The organism is Spirillospora sp. NPDC048819 (assembly GCF_040650055.1).
In the GTDB taxonomy this organism is placed as follows: Bacteria; Actinomycetota; Actinomycetes; order Streptosporangiales; family Streptosporangiaceae; genus Spirillospora.
The window spans coordinates 103498-122936 of the sequence record NZ_JBEZGN010000010.1; the positions used below are offsets into that span (position 1 = coordinate 103498).

Annotated in this window: 22 protein-coding genes and 1 riboswitch; of the genes, 11 read left to right on the forward strand and 11 right to left on the reverse strand. The window is 70.4% G+C overall.

The window, feature by feature from the left end; genetic code table 11:
* Positions 1-55 precede the first annotated feature (55 nt).
* The 3 genes from AB0C35_RS16490 to AB0C35_RS16500 all read right to left on the reverse strand — a co-directional run bounded on the left by AB0C35_RS16490 (position 56) and on the right by AB0C35_RS16500 (position 2444).
* On the reverse strand, positions 56-214 hold the full coding sequence (locus AB0C35_RS16490; RefSeq protein ID WP_358455979.1) for a hypothetical protein: 159 nt from the start codon (positions 212-214) through the stop codon (positions 56-58).
* A 76-nt stretch (positions 215-290) separates the two neighbouring features.
* Entirely contained in the window at positions 291-1481 is a 1191-nt protein-coding gene (locus AB0C35_RS16495; protein WP_358455982.1) for an MFS transporter, read from the reverse strand.
* Positions 1482-1514: 33 nt separating this feature from the next.
* Entirely contained in the window at positions 1515-2444 is a 930-nt protein-coding gene (locus AB0C35_RS16500) for an EamA family transporter (RefSeq protein ID WP_358455984.1), read from the reverse strand.
* 103 nt (positions 2445-2547) lie between these two features.
* Here AB0C35_RS16500 and AB0C35_RS16505 point away from each other — a divergent pair, with 103 nt between their 5' ends.
* On the forward strand, positions 2548-3051 hold the full coding sequence (locus tag AB0C35_RS16505) for a MarR family transcriptional regulator (RefSeq protein ID WP_358455987.1): 504 nt from the start codon (positions 2548-2550) through the stop codon (positions 3049-3051).
* 61 nt (positions 3052-3112) lie between these two features.
* Here AB0C35_RS16505 and AB0C35_RS16510 read toward each other — a convergent pair whose 3' ends face one another.
* Both AB0C35_RS16510 and AB0C35_RS16515 read right to left on the reverse strand, forming a co-directional pair.
* Complete coding sequence (locus AB0C35_RS16510) at positions 3113-4108, reverse strand: ribonucleotide-diphosphate reductase subunit beta (protein ID WP_358455989.1); 996 nt, start codon at positions 4106-4108, stop codon at positions 3113-3115.
* A 38-nt stretch (positions 4109-4146) separates the two neighbouring features.
* A complete protein-coding gene (locus AB0C35_RS16515; protein ID WP_358455991.1) occupies positions 4147-6498 on the reverse strand; it encodes a ribonucleoside-diphosphate reductase subunit alpha in 2352 nt (783 codons plus the stop codon).
* 124 nt (positions 6499-6622) lie between these two features.
* Positions 6623-6843, reverse strand: a riboswitch (cobalamin riboswitch).
* A gap of 107 nt (positions 6844-6950) precedes the next feature.
* Here AB0C35_RS16515 and AB0C35_RS16520 point away from each other — a divergent pair.
* From AB0C35_RS16520 to AB0C35_RS16545, 6 genes are all read left to right on the forward strand, one after another.
* Positions 6951-7589 (forward strand): MFS transporter, encoded by a 639-nt coding sequence (locus AB0C35_RS16520; RefSeq protein WP_358455994.1) that lies wholly within the window; start codon positions 6951-6953, stop codon positions 7587-7589.
* 77 nt (positions 7590-7666) lie between these two features.
* A complete protein-coding gene (locus AB0C35_RS16525) occupies positions 7667-8377 on the forward strand; it encodes a YcnI family protein (RefSeq protein WP_358455997.1) in 711 nt (236 codons plus the stop codon).
* A gap of 23 nt (positions 8378-8400) precedes the next feature.
* Complete coding sequence (locus AB0C35_RS16530; RefSeq protein WP_358456000.1) at positions 8401-9003, forward strand: copper resistance CopC family protein; 603 nt, start codon at positions 8401-8403, stop codon at positions 9001-9003.
* A 74-nt stretch (positions 9004-9077) separates the two neighbouring features.
* On the forward strand, positions 9078-9851 hold the full coding sequence (locus AB0C35_RS16535; RefSeq protein ID WP_358456003.1) for an antibiotic biosynthesis monooxygenase: 774 nt from the start codon (positions 9078-9080) through the stop codon (positions 9849-9851).
* 123 nt (positions 9852-9974) lie between these two features.
* Positions 9975-12107 carry an MMPL family transporter gene (locus AB0C35_RS16540; protein ID WP_358456005.1) on the forward strand — a complete coding sequence of 711 codons (2133 nt, stop codon included), beginning with the start codon at positions 9975-9977 and terminating at the stop codon, positions 12105-12107.
* Between the two features lie 14 nt (positions 12108-12121).
* Positions 12122-12700 carry a TetR family transcriptional regulator gene (locus AB0C35_RS16545; RefSeq protein ID WP_358456008.1) on the forward strand — a complete coding sequence of 193 codons (579 nt, stop codon included), beginning with the start codon at positions 12122-12124 and terminating at the stop codon, positions 12698-12700.
* 71 nt (positions 12701-12771) lie between these two features.
* Here the strand turns inward: AB0C35_RS16545 and AB0C35_RS16550 are convergent, their stop codons facing one another.
* Positions 12772-13770, reverse strand: a complete 999-nt coding sequence (locus AB0C35_RS16550; RefSeq protein ID WP_358456011.1) for an NADPH:quinone oxidoreductase family protein — start codon at positions 13768-13770, stop codon at positions 12772-12774.
* Positions 13771-13882: 112 nt separating this feature from the next.
* On the opposite strand from AB0C35_RS16550, the gene AB0C35_RS16555 reads away from it, so the two are divergent.
* Both AB0C35_RS16555 and AB0C35_RS16560 read left to right on the forward strand, forming a co-directional pair.
* Positions 13883-14509 (forward strand): TetR/AcrR family transcriptional regulator, encoded by a 627-nt coding sequence (locus AB0C35_RS16555; protein ID WP_358456013.1) that lies wholly within the window; start codon positions 13883-13885, stop codon positions 14507-14509.
* 110 nt (positions 14510-14619) lie between these two features.
* On the forward strand, positions 14620-15750 hold the full coding sequence (locus AB0C35_RS16560; RefSeq protein ID WP_358456016.1) for an IS30 family transposase: 1131 nt from the start codon (positions 14620-14622) through the stop codon (positions 15748-15750).
* A gap of 160 nt (positions 15751-15910) precedes the next feature.
* Here the strand turns inward: AB0C35_RS16560 and AB0C35_RS16565 are convergent, their stop codons facing one another.
* The 4 genes from AB0C35_RS16565 to AB0C35_RS16580 all read right to left on the reverse strand — a co-directional run bounded on the left by AB0C35_RS16565 (position 15911) and on the right by AB0C35_RS16580 (position 17848).
* The gene (locus AB0C35_RS16565; RefSeq protein WP_358456019.1) at positions 15911-16228 is read right to left on the reverse strand and encodes a transcriptional regulator; all 318 of its coding nucleotides are present in this window, start codon (positions 16226-16228) and stop codon (positions 15911-15913) included.
* 425 nt (positions 16229-16653) lie between these two features.
* Positions 16654-16848 (reverse strand): DUF397 domain-containing protein, encoded by a 195-nt coding sequence (locus tag AB0C35_RS16570; RefSeq protein WP_358456281.1) that lies wholly within the window; start codon positions 16846-16848, stop codon positions 16654-16656.
* Positions 16849-16850: 2 nt separating this feature from the next.
* A complete protein-coding gene (locus AB0C35_RS16575) occupies positions 16851-17054 on the reverse strand; it encodes a DUF397 domain-containing protein (protein WP_358456022.1) in 204 nt (67 codons plus the stop codon).
* The gene (locus AB0C35_RS16580) at positions 17051-17848 is read right to left on the reverse strand and encodes a helix-turn-helix transcriptional regulator (RefSeq protein ID WP_358456025.1); all 798 of its coding nucleotides are present in this window, start codon (positions 17846-17848) and stop codon (positions 17051-17053) included. The genes AB0C35_RS16575 and AB0C35_RS16580 overlap by 4 nt, the downstream gene beginning before the upstream one ends.
* 209 nt (positions 17849-18057) lie before the next feature.
* Here AB0C35_RS16580 and AB0C35_RS16585 point away from each other — a divergent pair, with 209 nt between their 5' ends.
* Together AB0C35_RS16585 and AB0C35_RS16590 are read left to right on the forward strand one after the other, a co-directional pair.
* Positions 18058-18258, forward strand: coding sequence for a hypothetical protein (locus AB0C35_RS16585; protein ID WP_358456028.1), 201 nt, complete (start codon positions 18058-18060; stop codon positions 18256-18258).
* Entirely contained in the window at positions 18255-18569 is a 315-nt protein-coding gene (locus AB0C35_RS16590) for a hypothetical protein (RefSeq protein WP_358456030.1), read from the forward strand. The genes AB0C35_RS16585 and AB0C35_RS16590 overlap by 4 nt, the downstream gene beginning before the upstream one ends.
* Positions 18570-18826: 257 nt before the next feature.
* Here the strand turns inward: AB0C35_RS16590 and AB0C35_RS16595 are convergent, their stop codons facing one another.
* On the reverse strand, positions 18827-19357 hold the full coding sequence (locus tag AB0C35_RS16595) for a hypothetical protein (RefSeq protein ID WP_358456033.1): 531 nt from the start codon (positions 19355-19357) through the stop codon (positions 18827-18829).
* Between the last annotated feature and the right edge of the window lie 82 nt (positions 19358-19439).

Sequence of the window (19439 nt, forward strand, 5' to 3'; positions counted from 1 at the left end):
GCCCGCCCCCACCTATGGGGACGGGCCTGATCGGCGATCGATGCGGGGCCGAGGGTCAGTGGCGGGCGCCACCGCCGCCGCGGAACTTGGTGAGCAGGCGGCGGGCCTTGGCCTGGGTGCGCGGGTCACGGGCCATCCGCTCGGCCCTCGCCCGCGCTTTCTGGCCCTGCGGACTCCGGAGCAACTTCTTGATCCGGTCGACGATGGAAGCCATCTTCTTCCTCCTCGGCCTAGCGGTACCCAGTCAACGCGCGCCCTATCCGGAAAGTTCGGCCTGGGAGGCCGTCCGTTCATGCCTTCCGGGCGGAGCGGACGGCCAGAAAGGTCAGGGCGGTGAGGAGCGCCCCGAACCACAGCACGGCGGTGGTGGACGCGCCGTCGACGACGAGCCCGCCGAACAGGGCCCCGACGGCGATGGCGAGGTTGAACATGACGGTGTTGAGGGCGGTGGCGGGTTCGGCGTGGTCGGGTGCGGCCTTGAAGATCCACATTTGGACGCCGACGGGGACGCCGCCGAAGGCCAGGCCCCACAGGATCAGGAACGCGACGCCGGTGACGTGGGTCGCGCCGGCGAGGGGGAAGAGCGCCAGGACGGCGGTGAGCAGGACGCTGACGGCGACGATGGTGGCGCGGACGTTGCGTCCGGCGGCGGCTCCGGCGACGAAGGTGCCCGCGACGCCGGCGACGCCGAACACCAGCAGCAGCGGGCCGATGAGGTCCTCGTCGATGCCGGAGATCTCCTGGAGGACGGGGCTGACGAAGGTGTAGGCCGCCATGTGGCCGCTGACCAGCAGGAAGGTGGTCAGGGTGGCGGCGCGTACGACGGGGTCGCGGAGCAGCCCGAGCAGGGTGCCGAGCCGGATGGAGCCGGCGGCGGGAATGGCGGGCAGCAGCACGAACAGCGCGGCGAGGGCCAGGAGACCGAGGCCGGCGAGGGTCAGGAACGCGATGCGCCAGTCGGTGAAGCCGCCGATCAGGGTGCCGGCCGGGACACCGAGGACGTTGGCGGCGGTCGCGCCGCCGAAGGCGATCGAGGTGGCGCGGGCTACGTGACCGTCCGGGACGAGCCGGACGGCGATGCCGGCCGCGAGCGCCCAGAACCCGCCGATGCTGATCCCGACGAGGAACCGCGAACCCAGCAGGACCGGGAAGTTGGGGGCCAGGAACGTCAGCACGTTGGCCACCACCATCAGGGTGATCAGGCCGAGGAGGACGACGCGGCGGTCGAGGCGTCCGATCGCCACCGGGACCAGCAGCGCGCTCGCGGCGGCGACGAGGCCGGGCACGGTGACCATCAGGCCCGCGGTGCCCTCGGAGATCCCGAGGTCGGCGCCGACGGAGGTGAGCAGGCCCACGGGCAGTTGTTCGGCCGTCACGACGAGGAACGTCCCGACCGCGACCGCCACGACGGCCAGCCAGCGCTTGAGGGACACGTGCTCGGAGACGGGTTCGGTGGAGGCGGGTGCGTCGATGTGGTTCATGGTCGTCGGCTCCAGGTTCGGCGGGTCGGGGTCTCAGGCGGCCAGGTCGGCCGATGGCGTCCGGGCCGGCGGGGGCTGCACGGCCGGGGAGGGCGGGGTCTTCGCGGGGGCCTGGCCGAGCAGGGTGCCGCCGAAGGCGATGGCCATGCCCAGCAGCTGGAGCGGGGTCAGGGCCTGGCCGAGGGCGGCCCATCCGATGACGGCCGCGGACAACGGGCTCAGCAGGGCGAGGAACGCGACCGAGGTCGCGGGGAGGCGGGAGATGCCGCGGAACCAGACCCAGTAGGCGAGGGCGGTGCCGATGACGCCGAGGTAGAGGTAACCGGTGATGGCTCGGCCGTCGAGTGCGGGCGGTGCGCCTTCCACGAGGAGGGCCACCGGGACGAGCAGCAGGCCGCCGCCGGTGAGCTGCCAGCCGGTGAAGGTCAGCGCCCCCACCCCGTCCGGCCGGCCCCAGCGCTTGGTGAGGACGGTCCCGGCGGCCATGGACGCGGCCCCGGCCAGCCCAGCGACGATCCCGACGGTGTCAAGGGTCACGTCGGCGCGCAGCACCACCAGGCTCACACCCAGCACCCCGGTGAATCCGGCCAGGACTTTCCGGCCGGTGGGCCGTTCGGACAGCAGGGTGGCGGCGAAGGCGAGCGCGAACAGCGGCCCGACCGCGCCCAAGACGGCGGCGACGCCGCCGGGAAGCCGGTAGGCGGCGAGGAAGAGGAGGGGGAAGAACGCGCCGATGTTCAGTGCGCCGAGTATCGCGGACCGCCAGATCCACGCGCCGCGGGGCAGGACCCGGGTGATGGCCAGCAGCGCCAGCCCGGCGGGTAGCGCCCGGAGCAGCGCGGTCAGCAGGGGACGGTCGGGCGGCAGGAACTCGGTGGTGACGGCGTAGGTCGACCCCCAGACGATGGGGGTGAGGGCGGTGAAAGCGACCGTCCCGGAGGCGCCGCCGGCGGTGCTGGACATCTCTTGCCTTCCCGTTGATAATCTCAATACTGAGATAATGTCTCCCATGAGCTTCAACGTCAAGTAGATGAACGTTGAGATTTATTCCGGAGAGGGAGCGGCGATGAGCGACGCGGTGGACCAGGTGCTCGACCAGTGGAGGCGGGAGCGGCCCGACGTGCCCGTCTGGCCCATGGGGATCATCGGCCGGATCGCCCGGCTGTCGCTGCTGCTGGAGCGCGAGCTGAAGGAGTTCTTCGCCGCGCACGGCCTGGAGCGATGGGAGTTCGACGTCCTGGCCACGCTGCGCCGGTCCGGCCCGCCCTACGAGCTGACGGCCGGCGCCCTGAACAAGGCCGCCATGGTGACCTCCGGGGCGATCACCAACCGGATCGACCGGCTGGAGGCCAAGGGCCTCGTCGAACGGGTACGGGACGAGGGCGACCGGCGGTCGGTGCGGGTCAGGCTGACCGAGCGGGGATGGACGTTGATCGAGGACGTCCTCCCCCTGCACGCGGCGAACGAGGCGCGCATCCTGGAGCCGCTCGGCGGCGCGGAGGAACGGGATCGGCTGGCGGCCGCGCTGCGCGGGCTACTGGAATCGCTCGGCGACACGTCCCTGGCGTAGGACGTGCCGCCGGAGCGGTTCGGCGGCCGGCCTTGTCAGAAGGCCTGGTCAGAAGGCCTGGTCAGAAAGCTTCGTCCAGGGCGACGTTGCCCTCGACGCCGATCTGGTACGCCGAAACGCGGCGCTCGAAGAAGTTGGACAGCTCCTGGACGTCCTGAAGCTCCATGAACGCGAACGGGTTCGCGGTGCCGTAGCGGACGGGAAGGCCCAGGCGGGCCAGGCGCTGGTCCGCGACGTATTCGAGGTAGGCGCGCATGTCGTCCGCGCTCATGCCGGGCAGGCCGTCGCCGCACAGGTCATGGGCGAACGCGAGTTCCGCCTGGACGGCCTCTTCCACCATGCGGGTGACCTGGTCGGTCAGGTCGGCGTCGAACAGTTCGGGTTCCTCGGCGCGGACGGTGTCCACCACGGAGAACGCGAACTCCATGTGCATGCTCTCGTCCCGGAAGACCCAGTTGGTTCCGGAGGCGAGACCGTTCAGGAGGCCGCGGGAGCGGAGCCAGTACACGTAGGCGAAGGCGCCGTAGAAGAACAGGCCCTCGATGCACGCGGCGAAGCAGATGAGGTTGAGCAGGAACGCCCGGCGGTCGGCGGCGGTCCTGAGTTCGTCCAGGGAGCCGAGCGAGTCGATCCAGCGGAAGCAGAACTCCGCCTTGGAGCGGATCGACGGGATGTGCTCGATCGCCGCGAACGCCTTGACCCGCTCGTCCTGATCGGGCAGATAGGTGTCCAGGAGGGTCAGGTAGAACTGGACGTGGACGGCCTCCTCGAACAGCTGCCGCGACAGGTAGAGCCGGGCCTCCGGGGCGTTCACATGCTTGTAGAGGTTGAGCACCAGGTTGTTCGCCACGATCGAGTCGCCGGTGGCGAAGAACGCGACCAGGCGGTTGACGAGGTGGACTTCGGCGGGCGTGAGGCGCGCGAGGTCCACCAGGTCGGACGCGAGGTCGACCTCCTCGACCGTCCACGTGTTGCGGATCGCGGCGCGGTAGCGCTCGTAGAAGTCGGGGTAGCGCATGGGCCGCAGGGTCAGGTCCATGCCGGGGTCGAGCAGCATGCTGTTTCCTTCTCTTCGCGTTCCTTCTGTTCGCGCGCTCACTGGCACGCCTCACAGGTCTCGGGGTTCTCCAGAGAGCACGCCGCCGCAGTGGACTGGGTAGCCGTGGTCTGGGTGGCCGTGGTTTGGGTGCCCGTGGTTTGGGTGCCCGTGGTTTGGGTGACGGTCGTCTGCGCGATCCGGGTGGCCGGGCGGGAGCGCAGGTAGTAGGTCGTCTTGAGGCCGCGCCGCCACGCGTAGGCGTACATCGAGGAGAGCTTGCCGATGGTCGGCGTCTCCATGAACAGGTTCAGCGAGTGGGACTGGTCGATGTACGGGGTGCGGGCGGCGGCGAGGTCGATCAGCGCCTTCTGCGGCAGTTCCCAGGCCGTCCGGTACAGGGTCCGCATCTCCTCGGGGAGGCCGGCGATGCCCTGGACGGAGCCGTTCGCCTTCTTGATCGCCTCGCGGACCGGCGGCGTCCAGCGGCCGAGCGACTTCAGGTCGTCCACCAGGTAGCCGTTGATCTGCAGGAACTCCCCGGACAGCGTCTCGCGCTTGAACAGGTTGGACACCTGCGGCTCGATGCACTCGAAGCAGCCCGCGATCGACGCGATCGTCGCGGTCGGCGCGATCGCGATCAGCAGCGAGTTGCGGAGCCCGACCTCGGCGACGCGGGCCCGCAGCCGCTCCCACTCGGCGGGACGCGACGGCGCCGCGTCCGGGAAATGGTCCAGGTGGAGCTGGCCGCGGGCCGTGCGCGTCCGGTCGTAGGCGGGCAGCGGTCCGTGCGCGGCGGCCAGGTCGGCGGACGCACCGTAGGCGGCCAGCGCGATCTCCTCGGAGATGCGCGTCGACAGCTCGCGGGCCTCCGGCGAGTCGAACGGCAGGCGGAGCGTGAAGAACACGTCGGCCAGGCCCATCACGCCCAGGCCGATCGGCCGCCACTTGCCGTTCGCCGCCTCCGCCTCTGGCGTCGGGTAGTAGCCGCGGTCGATGGTGCGGTCCAGGAACCGCACGGCGGTGCGGACGGTGGCGCGGAGCCGCTCCCAGTCCACGCCGGACGGGCCGACGTGCGCGGCGAGGTTCACCGACCCGAGGTTGCACACGGCCGCCTCACCGTCGCTGGTCACCTCCAGGATCTCCGTGCACAGGTTGGAGAGGTGGACGGTCTGGCCCGGTTCGGCGGTCTGGTTGCAGGCGCGGTTGGCGGCGTCCTTGAACGTCATCCAGCCGTTGCCCGTCTCGGCGAGCGTCCGCATCATCCGCCCGTACAGCTTGCGGGCCGGGATCTGCCGGACGTACCGGCCTTCCCTCTCGGCCGCCCGGTACGCCTCGTCGAACGCGTCGCCCCACAGGTCGGCCAGCTCGGGGACCTCCTTCGGGTCGAACAGCGACCATGTCGCGTCGTCCTCGACGCGGCGCATGAACTCGTCCGGGATCCAGTTGGCGAGGTTGAGGTTGTGGGCGCGGCGCGCGTCCTCGCCGGTGTTGTCGCGCAGCTCCAGGAACTCCTCGACGTCGGCGTGCCACGGCTCCAGGTACACGCACGCCGCGCCCTTGCGGCGCCCGCCCTGGTTGACGGCCGCGACGGACGAGTCGAGCGTGCGCAGCCACGGGACGATCCCGTTCGAGTGCCCGTTGGTGCCGCGGATCAGCGAGCCCCGCGACCGGACCTTCGTCCAGGAGATCCCGATGCCTCCCGCGTACTTGCTGAGCCGCGCGACCTGCCCGTACCGCTCGTAGATCGACTCCAGCTCGTCGCGCGGCGAGTCGAGCAGGAAGCAGGACGACAGCTGGGGGCGGCGGGCCGCGGAGTTGAACAGCGTCGGCGAGCTCGGCAGGTACGACAGCGTGCTGAGCAGGCCGTACAGCTCGGCGGCGTCGTCCACGGTGTCGGCGAGGCCGCACGCCACGCGCAGGAGGAAGTGCTGGGGGCGTTCGAGGACGAGCCGTGTCCGCGGATGCCTCAGCAGGTACCGGTCGTAGAGGGTGCGGAGCCCGAAGTACTCGAAGCGGTCGTCGGCCGCCTCGTCGACGAGGGCGTTGAGCGCCGGCGCGTTGGCGGCGGCGAACGCGGCCGGGGCGTCGGCCAGGAGACCCTCCCGGTGTGCGGCGGCGACCGACTCGGCGAACGTGCGGACGCCGGCGGCGGCCGCCTCGTCCCGGATCCGGGTGCCGAGCAGCCGCGCGGCGACCCGGGAGTAGCCGGGTTCGGCGGGCACCAGCGCGGCGGCCTCACCGATCGCGAGGTCCCGCAGCGCCGCCGCGTCCATCCCGCCGGCGGCGCGGACGGCGGCCAGCACCCGTCCCGCCTCGGCGCCCGGTACCCCGTCGCAGGCCGCCTCGACCTCGGCGGCGATCCCGGTGAACGGCGCCGCCGCCGGCGGCGCGGCCAGGTCCTGTGTCACGTGCTTCTCCCCTCGCAAGCCGCCTCGCGGAGGCATGCGAACGGGACGCGGGCGCCACCCGCCAGGGCACGCCGCGCTCCGTCCCCGGCCCACCCGCGAGGCCTGGACGTGTTGGTCCGGAACGCGTCCCGGACGCCGTGCCGGCAGGTCTTCGGACTCGCGGGCGCCGCCTCCTCCGAGGCGTCCTACTGGCCGTCGCTTCCCGGGCCCGCGCGGGCCCAGTGCTTCATGACGGCGGTCGTTCCCGCTCACCGCTGCGGGGCAGTCCCGGACTCGCACCGGGTTCCCTCTCGCGTCGCCCCCGCCGCGAAACGGCGGGGGCGAACCAGCACGGGATTGAACCCTACATCTAGATGACGATCTTTGTGCAACCCCAAGATGTTGGGCGTGTCTGAAAGGACCGGCAGGGCCGGATGCGGGGACGGCGACCCGGGTGGGAGGATGGTCTCGCCATGTCCCCGCATGCCCCAAACTCCGTTCTGCGAACCGCCCGCGCGGTGGTGTTCGCCACCGTGTGCGTCACGCTTGCGATCACCGGGCACGTGCTCGCGTCGGGGACGGTTCCGGCCTGGGCGGCGGTCGCGGGGTTCTGCGCCGTGCTGGGCGTGGCCTTCATGCTCGTGGGCCACGAACGCTCCCTCGCGACGATCCTCGGCGGCCTCCTCGGCGGCCAGTTCGCTCTGCACACCCTGTTCACGGCCGCGTCCGAGCCGATCCTTCAGCACTCGCCGGAGATGCACGCGGCGATGGGCGGGGTGACGCCGGCCGGTCAGGACGTCATGGTGCCGGTCGTGCACGGCACGGGCGGCACGACGATGACGCTCGCGCACACCGTGGCCGCGCTGGTGGCGGCGTGGTGGCTGCGACGCGGCGAGCGGGCCGCGTGGTCGCTGGCCCGGCGGGTCGCCGCGGCGGCGGACCGTCCGGTCCGGCTCCTGATCGCGCTCCTCACCGTTGAACCCGCGGCGCCTCCGCGGCGTACCCCCGTGGTACCGGCGGCTGCCGCCGTGATGGCCGTCGGCCGTGTGCTGCGGCACCAGGTCGTCCGGCGGGGTCCCCCGCCGCGTTCGAGGGCGCTCGCCCGCATCTGAGGCGAGCGCCGTACGTCACCGGACGCCGATCCAGCGGCGTTTCCGGATTTTCCGTACGACTCGAACGGAGTTCCGCCATGTCCTTTGTTCCGCATGCCCGCAGGGTCGGCGCGGTCGCGTCCCTGTCCGCCATATCCGTGCTCGCGCTGGCGACGGCCGCGTCCGCGCACGTCACCGCCAACCCGAAGACCGCCGAGCAGGGCTCGTACGCCAAGGTGGCGTTCCGGGTGCCGAACGAGCGCGACAACGCGTCCACCACGAAGGTCGTGGTGCACCTGCCGGTCGAGCACCCGCTGTCGTCGGTGTCGGTCCGTCCGGTCCCCGGCTGGACGGTGAAGGTGGAGAAGTCGAAGCTCCCGGAGCCGATCAAGACGCACGGCGGCGAGCTGACCGAGGCCGTCACCAAGATCACCTGGTCGGGCGGGGGCATCGAACCCGGCCAGTTCGAGGAGTTCGACGTCTCGATGGGGCGGCTGCCGACCGACACCGACCAGATGGTCTTCAAGGCCGACCAGACGTACTCCAACGGCGAGGTCGTCAAGTGGGCGGAGGAGCCGCCGGCCGAGGGCGCGGAGGAGCCCGAGCACCCCGCACCGGTCCTCAAGCTCACCCCGGAGGGCGGCACGGAGACGGCCGGGCTGACCGCCCAGACCAAGCCCGGCGAGAAGGCGGCGGCGTCCGCCGATGACGGGACGGCCCGGCTGCTCGGCGGCATCGGCATCGCCGCCGGCGTGGTCGGCATCGGCATCGGCGGACTCGGCCTGACCCGCGCCCGGAGCCGGGCATGACCCACCTCGAAAGGAATGCTGAGATGCGCACCTTCACGCGCCCCGTCATGAACGCCCTGAGGCGGATCGCGGCGGGCACGGCCGCCGTGGGGATGGTCCTGGCGATGTCCGCGTCCCCGGCGTCCGCGCACACCGCCCTGACGTCGGCGGACCCGGAGGCGGACTCGACGGTCAAGGCGCCGTCCCAGATCGTCCTGACGTACTCGGAGCCGGTGCGGCTGCCCCGGGTGCTCGTGACGGACGCGTCCGACAAGCAGGTCCAGTCGGGGGAGCCCCGCGCGGTCGACAACAAGGTCACACAGCCGCTCGGTGGGACACTGCCCAACGGCGAGTACACGGTGGCCTGGCGTGTCGTGTCCGCGGACGGCCATCCGGTGCAGGAGAGCTACACGTTCACCGTGAAGGGCTCGCCCGCCGGGGCGCCGGCTGACGCGCCCGCCGGCTCGCCCAGTGCCGCCGCCCAGCCCCCGGCCGCGTCCCCCGAGTCCTCCCCGGCGAACGCCACGTCCGCCGAGGATTCGGGCACCTCGTCGGGCTGGCTGTGGATCGGCCTGATCGGCCTCGTCATCGCGGGGGCCGCCGGCGCCGTCGCCTGGTTCCGCCGCTCCCCGGCCCCCAAGGGTTGATCATTTCGCTACCGGTCGGGTGATTACAGGATTACTGTGATTACCCGACCGGTTTCGCATACCTGGGGGCCCGAATGATCGTCGAGTACATCCGCTACCGCATTGACCCGCCGGCCACCGAAGACTTCGAAGCCGCCTACGCGCGGGCGTCCGCCTCGCTCGCCGCCGCACCCCAGTGCGTGGACTACGAACTGTCCCGGTGCGTCGAGGAGCCTTCCGTCTACATTCTGCGCATCGGCTGGACGTCCGCCGACGACCACATGAAGGGCTTCCGGGGCGGCGAGCACTTCCCCGCGTTCTTCGCCGAGATCAAGCCGTACGTCCAGGCCATCGAGGAGATGCGGCACTACGAGCGGACGTCGGTGCGAGGCGCGGGCTCGTCCGTCCCGACGATGTACGCGTGGGCGGGCGGCGGCGAGGCGCTCGAACGGCTCACCGAGGTGTTCTACACCAACGTGCTGAAGGACGACCTGCTCAGGCCGCTGTTCGAGCACATGGCCCCGGACCATCCGAAGTGGGTCGCGATCTGGCTGGGCGAGGTCTTCCGCGGCCCCGAGCGCTACAGCGGTGAGCGCGGCGGCTACCGCAGCATGATCGGGCACCATCTCGGCAGGGCCATCACCGAGCCGCAGCGGCGCCGCTGGGTCTCCCTTCTCATGGACGCCGCGGACGAGGTCGGCCTCCCGGACGACCCCGAGTTCCGGGCCGCGTTCACGTCCTACATCGAGTGGGGCACCCGCATCGCCCTCGCCAACTCCCAGCCGGACGCGAAGCCGCCGCTGCAGGCCCCGATGCCGCACTGGGACTGGGGCGTGGCCCCGCCCTACATTCCTGCCGCCGAGTCCTAGCCGAACGCTCTCACGTGCCGCCCTTCCGACGCGGAGGGCGGCACGTTCGCGTTCGGGGGCGGTTGACAGAAAACACTAGTTGACTAACACTTCCTATCTGACTAGTTAAAGGGAGTGACTGTCATGGCGGTGTACCTGTCCAGGCTTGGCCGGTTGTGCTTCCGGCGGCGCCGGCTCGTCGCCCTGGTGTGGGCCGGGCTGCTCGTGGTCGCCGCGTCGGGAGCGGCCTTCCTGTCCGAACCGGCCCCGGACAGGTTCTCGGTTCCCGGGACGGAGTCCCAGCGCGCGAACGACCTGCTCAAGGAGCGGTTTCCGCAGATCGCCACCGATGGGGCCCGCGCCCGCGTCGTCTTCGCCGCTCCCGGGGGACCCGAGGGAACGTCGCTGAACGAGCCCGCCAACCGGACCGCCATGGAACAGGCCGTCGCCCGGATCAAGGACGCGCCGAAGGTCGCCGACGTCAGCGAACCGGTCGTCTCCAAGGACGGCCGGGTCGCGCTGGCCGAGGTCGGCTACCGCGTCCCCGAGTACGAGCTGACCGACGCGGACCGGGACGCGCTCCGCGAAGCCGCCGCGATCCAGGGCGTCCGTGTGGAGATGAGCGGGGACGCCGTGGCGTCCCCCGAGGAGGGCGCGGGCGAGCTGCTCGGCGTCGCGGCCGCCGCGATCGTCCTGCTCGTCACCCTGGGGTCGCTCGTCGCCGCCGGGCTGCCGCTGCTCACCGCCGCCACCGGAATCGTCATCGCCCTGTCGCTGATCAGCGCGACGTCCGCGTTCATCGAGCTGAGCTCCGACACCATGGCCCTCGCGCTCATGCTCGGCCTCGCCGTCGCGATCGACTACGCCCTGCTTATCATCTCCCGTTACCGCCAAGAGGTCCTGGACGGACGGCAGCCCATCGACGCCGCCGGTCAAGCGGCCGGCACCGCCGGGTCCGCCGTCGTGTTCGCCGGGCTGACGGTCATCATCGCGCTGGCCGGGCTCGCGGTCGTGGACATCCCCGTGCTGACCCAGCTCGGCCTGGCCGCCGCGTTCACCGTCGCCGTCGCGGTGCTCGTCGCCCTGACGCTGCTCCCCGCACTGCTCGGGTTCGCGGGCCACCGCGCCCTGGCCCGCCGCCGTCCCGCCGCGTCGGCCGGACGCCGCTGGGGACGGCTCGTCACGTCCCGTCCCCTCCCCGTGCTCGCGCTCGCCGCCGGCGGACTCCTCCTCGCCGCGACGCCCGCGCTGGACCTACGGCTCGGACTCCCCGACGACGGCACCGCCCCACCCGAGACGACCCAGCGGCAGGCGTACGACCTGCTCGCCGAAGGATTCGGCCCCGGGATCAACGGCCCGCTGACGCTCGTCGTGCAGGCCCCGCACGACACCGAGGCCGCCGCCGAACGCGTCGCACGGGACGTCACGTCCCTGGACGGCGTCGCGGCGGTCGAACCGCCCATGCTCAACCCGGCCGGCGACACGGCCCTGGTCGGCGTCGTGCCCACCAGCGGGCCGACCAGCGAGGCCACCGAAGACCTCATCACCGCCATCCGGGACCGCTTCGCCGCCCGCGACGGCGCCACGGTCGCGGTCACGGGGCAGACCGCGCTCGACATCGACACCTCCGAGAAACTCGCCGGCGCCCTGGCCCCCTACCTGGCCGTCGTCGTCGGCCTCGCCTTCGTCCTGCTGACGCTCGTGTTCCGCTCGGTCCTGGTGCCGCTGAAGGCGACCGCGGGCTTCCTGCTCAGCGTCGCCGCCACGTTCGGCGCTGTCGTCGCCGTGTTCCAGTGGGGGTGGCTGGACCTGCTCGGCATCCACGCGTCCGGCGTCATCGTCCATCTCCTGCCGATCATGCTGATCGGCATGGTGTTCGGGCTGGCGATGGACTACCAGGTCTTCCTCGTCACCCGGATGCGGGAGGAGCACGTCCGGGGCGCGTCCCCCACCGAAGCCGTCGTCACCGGCCTCGGGCACGGCGCCCGCGTCGTCACCGCCGCCGCCGTCATCATGATCAGCGTGTTCGTGGGGTTCATGCTGTCGGACACGCCCATGGTGCAGTCGTTCGGCTTCGCGCTCGCCGCCGCCGTGCTCTTCGACGCGTTCCTCGTCCGCATGACGATCGTCCCCGCCGTCATGGCGCTGCTCGGCCGCGCTGGCTGGTGGCTGCCGCCCCGCCTGGACGGCGTCCTCCCGCACATGGACGTCGAAGGCGAACGCCTCCACGACCGGCCGCCGCCCGCGACAGTAGGCTCCTCGTCCGGGACGGAGTGACGAAAGGCTGGGCGATGGCGCCGAAGCAGGGCCTGCGGGAGCTGAAGAAGGCCAGGACCCGCGCCGCGATCCAACGGGAGGCGCTGCGTCTGTTCACCGAGCGCGGCTACGACGCGACGACCGTCGAGCAGGTCGCGCAGGCGGCGGAGGTCGCGCACACGACCGTCTTCCGCTACTTCCCCACCAAGGAAGACCTGGTCATCACCGACGAGGCCGACCCGGTGTTCTATGAGGCGCTGCGCACCCAGCCGCCGGAGCTGACCGCGATCCAGGCCCTCCGCGCCGCCATCCGCGACGTCCTCGGCGCCTTCTCCGAGGACATCGCCACGGCCCGCGAGCGGACCGTCCTCATCCTGTCGGTCCCCGCGCTGCGCGGCGCCGCCTTCGGCAACTACCTCGAGACCATGCGCACCGTGGCCGCCATCCTCGCCGAACGCACGGGCCGCGGCCCGGACGACATCGCCGTCCGCACCCTCACCGGCGCCGCCTTCGGCGTCATGCTCGACATCATGCTCCGCTGGTCCGAAGACCCGTCCCTAGACCTCCCCCAGTCCCTGGACAAAGCCCTCGCCACCCTCGACCCCGACCACTGAGCCATCAGACGGTGGTCGGTGCCCTCCTCGGAAAGCCGAGGAGGGCACCGACACCTGGCGTCACGGTCTGTTCAGGGCAGCAGTGCCAGCTTGCCCACGGTCGCCCGCGCCTCCAGCTCCGCGAGTACTTTCGGCCCCTCGGCCAGCTCATGCACGGCCGGCCGGCCAGGACCGAGCACCCCCGCTGCGAGGAGCCCGGACAACTGGCCCATGACCTCGCCGAATATCTGCGGTGCGGCCTGGATCAGGGTGCCGATGTTCAGGCCGATGACGTGGATCTGGTGCTTGTAGACCAGTTCCCAGTTGGTGATCGCGGCTTCGCCGCCGGCCACGCCGTAGACGACGACCCGGCCGGTGACCCGCTTGGTCGCGGCCAAGCTGGCGCCCAGGGTGGCGCCGCCGACCGACTCCAGTACCAGGTCGGCGCCCGCGCCGCCGGTCAGCCGCAGGACCTCGGCGGCGATATCGCCGCCGCGGGAGTCGATGACGTGGTCGGCGCCCAGCGCCCGCACCACCTCGTGCTTTCCTGGCGAGGCCGTGCCGATCACCGTTGCGCCGTAGTGTTTGGCCATCTTCACCGCGGCCTGGCCGGTCCCGCCGGCCGCGGCGTGGATCAGCACGGTCTGCCCAGCGGTGACGCCGCCCAGCGGCTTGAGCGCCGCCAGTGCGGTCGGCCAGTTCACGACCAGGCCCAGGGCCTGCTCGTCGGCCCAGCCCGTCGGCACCGGGACCGCGGCGTCCGCGGGCAGCACCATGTACTCGGCGAAGGCGCCGCCTTTGACGCCGACGCCGATGACGTGGGCGCCGGGCTCCAGGTCCGTCACCCCCTCGCCCACGGCGGTGACCTCACCGGCGCCCTCGATTCCCGCCAGATACGGCGGCCGCGGTCCGTCTGCGAACGTGCCAAGGGCCTGTGAGATGTCGACGAAGTTGACGCCGGCGGCGGTGACGCGGATCAGCACCTCACCCGGGCCAGGGCTCGGTACCGGCGCGTCTGTGATCAGGCGTAGATCCTGTGGGCCGTTCAGCGACGTCTGCTGCAAGGCGCACATGGTGGACGGGACGCTCACGACGATCGGCTCCCTCTTTATTTATCGAACGACAAACAAAGCGTGGCATGACACTGCAACGCGGGTCAACGTAAACTTGATCGAACGACAAAGAAGTCCGGAGGGACGCTGGATGGCTGCTCGCGGCAGGCCGCGCACATTCGACCCCGACGTCGCCCTGCGCAAGGCGCTGGCTCTGTTCTGGGAACGGGGCTACGAGGGCACCTCGCTCAACGACCTGGCCCAAGCCATGGGAATCGCCTCGGCCAGCATCTACGCCTGCTTCGGGAGCAAGGAGGATCTGTTCCGCAAGGTCATGGCGCTCTACGGCAGAACCTCAGGCGAGCCGCCCAGGCGCGCGCTGCGCGAACAGCCGACCGCACGCGCCGCGATCCACGCCATGCTGCGCGCTACCGCCGATGAGATAACACGCCCGGACACGCCGCACGGCTGCATGCTCATCCTGGCCGCGCCCACCGGCGCCGTAGAGAACCACGCGATCCGGGAGTTCCTAGCCGACCTTCGGTTCGACATGCTCAGCACCATCAAAGACCGGCTCGCCCGCGGCGTCACCGACGGTGACCTCACCCCGCCGGCCGTCGGCCTCGACGCCATCGCCCGCTACTACACCACCGTCGTGCAAGGCCTGTCCGTACAAGCCCGCGACGGCGCGAACCGCGCCGAGCTGGAAGAGGTCATCACCTGCGCGATGGCCGCCTGGGACACGCTCACCTCCGCACCGTCACACCCAGTGAGCTAGTGCGGTGTCCATCAAGGTTCACCGGGTGCGTTCACTTGCGGCGTGTTGCCCCTATGAGCGCGGGCGGTCTCTAGTGTCTGTTGCAACGAGATCTTTGAAAGGATCTTGTTGTGCCAGGACGTCGTCTTACGCTCGCCGAGCGTGCGCAGATCGAGGTGTTGTTCGGTGCGGGCCGGTCGTTTCCGCAGATCGCGGAGGCGATCGGCCGGGACCGGTCGACGGTGTGGCGGGAGGTGAAGCGCAACAACTCCTACCGGTGCTCGAACGTCGCTGGTGGTGGTGGGGTGCGCCATCCCGGCCGTGCCACCACGGCCCGCCCGGGCGGGCTGGGTGGGCTGTACCGGTGGACGTATTCGCATGTCGCGGCGCAGCGTAAGGCCGAGGCGCGGGGACGCCGGCACCGGCCGGGCAAGCTGGTCGGTAATAGCCGCAACCGCGGGCACGCCCGCACCGACGGGCCGTTGTGGCCGCAGGTGCGGGAGCTTCTGGCCCAGCGGTGGTCGCCGCAGCAGATCGCGGCGCACCTGCGCGCTGCCCATCCCGACCGTCCGGAGTTGCAGGTGTCGCACGAGACGATCTACCAGGCGATCTACTACCAGGCCCGCGGCCGGATGCGGGCCGAGTTGGACCGGCAGGTCGCGCTACGGTCGGGGCGGACCCGGCGCCGCCCGCAGTCGCGGCCGGCCCGTGCCGAGCGCAGCGCCAAGCCCTGGATCGGGGACCTGCACATCTCGGCCCGGCCCGTCCAAGCGGCCGACCGGGCGGTGCCCGGGCACTGGGAAGGTGACCTGGTCATCGGTGCCCGCGGCACTAGCGCCATCATCACCCTGGTGGAACGCACCACCCGGTTGGTGATGCTGGGCGCGTTGCCGCACTCGCGGGTGTCGGAGCAGGTCACCGGCGTGCTGACCACTCTGATGCGGCGGTTGCCGGCCGAGCTGGCCGCGACCCTGACCTGGGACCAGGGTTCGGAGATGGCCGAGCATGCCGACTTCACCCTGGCCACCGGGTGCCGGGTCTACTTCTGCGACCCGCACTCGCCCTGGCAGCGCGGCTCCAACGAGAACACCAACGGGCTGCTACGCCAGTACTTCCCCCGCTCGACCACCGACTTCCGCACCTACACCCAGCACGACCTCGACGAGGTCGCCCGCCAGCTCAACGGACGACCCCGCCAGACCCTGGACTGGAAAACCCCAGCCCAAGCACTCAACGAGTACCTCGTTGCAACAGCCGCTTGACATCGCCGCGCCCGAAAGGGCAACACGCCGCAAGTGAACGAGTGCCGACCCGGCCAACGTTTGTGGTCACCGCACTAGATGACTACCGGCAAGCACCGACGTGTTCACCCGAACCTCCTCCAGGGCCCTGGACGACCTCGCCACCCTCGACCGAGGCCCGTCAGGCCGTGGGCGGTGGCTGGGGGACGACCCGAGCGGCGGCGACGATCCGCTCCAAGGCCGCGGCGTGGCGCCGGAACGCTTCGCGCCCCTGCGGGGTGAGCCGGACATGGGTGCGCCGCACGGCTCCGTCCCGCCCCTTCCGGACGGTGACGTAGCCGGCGTTCGCGAGCGCCGTGATCTGCTTGGACAGGGCAGAGTCGCTGGTCCCGACGCTGTCGCGGATGAAGCCGAACTCGGCCCAGTCCGCCGGGGCCAGCAGCGCGACGATCGACAGCCGCGCCGGAACATGCAGGAACTCGTCGAAGCCCGCGTCCATCGCTACCGGACGACCTTCGCGTAAGCCCGGCGCACCGGGTGGGTCGACGCGATGCACCCGAGGGCCGTCGCGGCACCCGCCATCGTGTAAGGCGCCGGCGGGCTTTCGACGGACGGACGCGCGGGCGTACCCGACGGCGAGCACCCCGAGGATCAGGCCGTCCCCGAGCAGCACGGCGACAAGGTCCCAGGGATCCGGTAGATCGAACGACGCGAAGCACGATGAACAGCCCGAGCGCGACAAGCAGCACGCTCGGGCGCGAGGTGCCCTGGCGGATGTACTCGTTCCGGGTTCTGTCCTGAAGACGACGGATCTCGTCGAGCGAAGCGCGAGCCTCATCAGGGTTCATGACACCTCCCGAGCTACTTTCCCCAGAGGAAAGTTGAGCCCCAGCCATCATCCGGCCAGGGCTCGCGGGAGGGACGTCAGGTCAGGTCGTGCGCACCGGACTTGATGCCGCCGGTGAACGCGTCCCACGCGGCCGGAGAGAACGCCAACTTCGGCCCCTCCGGGTCCTTGGAGTCACACACCCCGATCACGAGATTGAGACCCGCAACCTCAACGCAGTCGCCGCCGCTGTGGCCGCTGTGGTTGCTCTTGCGCCAGTGGACGTCTCGCATGGTCACGCCCTGTCGTGCACGCCGGACTTGATGTCGGCAGCGAAGGCACTCCAAGCGGCCGGGGAGAAGGCCAGCGTCGGCCCATCCGGATTCTTGGAGTCGCGCACACCGATCTCCGGAGCAAGGTGCGTCACCTCTATGCAGTTGCCACCACTGTGGTCGCTGTGGCTGCTCTTGCGCCAGTGGACGCTAGGCATGTCCGTCATAGCCTCTCCATCATCGTCCTAATCAGGGCCCGCGACTCTTCAAGGGGGAGCGCGTAGCCTCGGAGCAGATCCCAGCGTACGACTTTGTCTCTGACCCTGACAGGTTTCTCGATCAAAAACCCTTCGCCCGCCGACTCGGTGTAGGCAAGATCTGGCCTTTCATCGAAACTCAAGATGGTGAAGTCGCCACCGAGTCCGGCATGGTAGCCCGCGCTTTTCGGTATGACCTGAAGCATCGTATTGACTCGTTCGGAAGCCTCGAGCAGGAAACTGAGCTGCTCTCGCATGACGTCGGGCCCTCCCACCGTGCGCTGGAGCACGGTCTCGTCCAATACCATCCACGTGTGCGGTGATACCTCACGGGCGAGGGCCGTCTGACGTTCCATCCGCTTCGCCGTCAGTTCCGAGACGTTGGTCCCGCCGTTGGCGTGGAGGATGGAGCGTGTGTAGTCCTCGGTCTGGAATAGGCCGTTGATGAGCAGCGCGCAAGAGATGCGATACGACGTCGCCTTCTTCTCGTATTCCAGGTACTCCGGGAAGCCCGGCGGGAGGACGAACTGGACCTCGATCTCGTTGATGAGTTTCCAGTGGCGGCGGAAGTAGTCTCCCGTCTTGAAGTAGGTGTCGAGGTCCTCGGCGCTCTGCTTGGAGACCTTGCGGCCGCTTTCCATGGTGCTTATCCACTGCGGGGTGCAGCCGAGTGCGTCCGCCAGCTCCTTGCCGGTGAGACCGGCCTCCTCGCGCTTGCGGCGGAGTTCGGTGCCGAAGAAGATGCGCGCTCGATTCTCGCTCATGGGAGCCTCCGGGGGATTAACCAGCGGGCGCTGGTTGAGGTGATCTTGGCTCGGCTTGACCGGCAGTGTGAAACGGTCACTAGCTCCCTTTTACCTAGCCTGTGAGTCTGATCGCAAGTCTTTTCGACGCTGCGACGGACAACGAGGTCTTCGACATGGCAAAGAAGCCGGTATCAACCAATTCCGAGAAAGTGAGGGGAATGCCCCTCATGTCCGATTGGTATGGGGAACCGTCGGACGACGGGTTCGTCGCGCACCGGATCGCCGAGCTGAGCGAATACCAGATGTCGAACGGCTGCCTGGCCGAAGTCCAGGCCAAGGACGAGGGCGAATTGTGGTTGCTGTGCGATGCGCAGACCCGGCTGTCCGAGCGGGTCGCCGTCGCCGAGTCCACGAGGAGGCGGCCGTGAGCGTCCCCGAGCACGAATCCCCGGCGGTGGAGTCCTACGTCCGGCTGCAAGTCCTCGGGATGCACCTCAAGGCGCATGGGTTCACGATCCATCACGTGGCCGGTGGCCTGGTCGTCCGCAACGTGACCTCTACCGCGCGGGGCCTCTGCGGGGGTGGGGGCGTGTCCGGCGACACCGTCGCGTGCCTTCCACACGACGGGGACGGAGGCCGCTATTGGTTCTTCACGTCCTGGCGGCAGCCCATCGCGGAGTGCGAGCGCATCACTGACGCCCTGGTCGTGATCAAGGGCTATCTGGGAGCCCCGGATTGAAGCCCGCCGACGACGGGACATGGCGGCTGGACCCGGCGTCCTACCTCGCCGCGTTGAGGCGCGAGTTTCCGGGGTTCGGCATCATCGCCGACCCGGAACGTCCGATCTGGATCGCGGTCCGGGCAACGACGTGTTCATCAGGGCGTCGGACGGCCCGGTTCTCCGACGGCGCCTTCTCGAGTTGTCCGGGCACTGACGCCAGGCCCGCCCCCGCCGGAGCCGAGAGGACACATTCAGGCGAACCGGTTGAAGCCGCGCTACCAGGTCCCGGACAACTGCCTCAGATGGTGGGCGATTCCCGGGGCGTTGGGGTCGGTCCGATTCTCAGCGATGGCGCGTATCAGGGCGTCGAGTTCGTGCTGGGGAGGAGGGCGGAGGGGATCGTCCGAGGTTCCGAGCGGCAGGTGGACCGCGGCCTTGCCGGGCGGGAAGACGATCAGCATGCGGGGCTCCGGCCGGCCGCTCATGGTTATCGCCGAGCGGTGCAACGCGAATCGAACGGTGCGCAGGTCGTACTTCCGGTACCCGCGTACCTGTCGCTGGACCAGCACGGGCCCGTCCAACCAGAACGCCTTCCGATACTCCTGAAGGCCCCGCCACAGCACGGCCGGACCGACGACGACGGGAATCACCAGCAGCACGGCCGCCGTGGCGCCCTGCCCGATCAGCGCCAGGACGATGGAGACGACCGGCGGCACAAGGGGTACGGGTGCCACCAGCGACCAGAAGATGGTCCAGCTCTTCGACGTCGCCCCAACCGACAGCCGCTGCCCGCGCATCACGTCCACCGCCCCTTCTCGCCACCGGTGTATACGACGGAGCGAGGCGCCATCAGGTTCGTCCACGGCCCCCACCGGTGAAGGGCGGCGA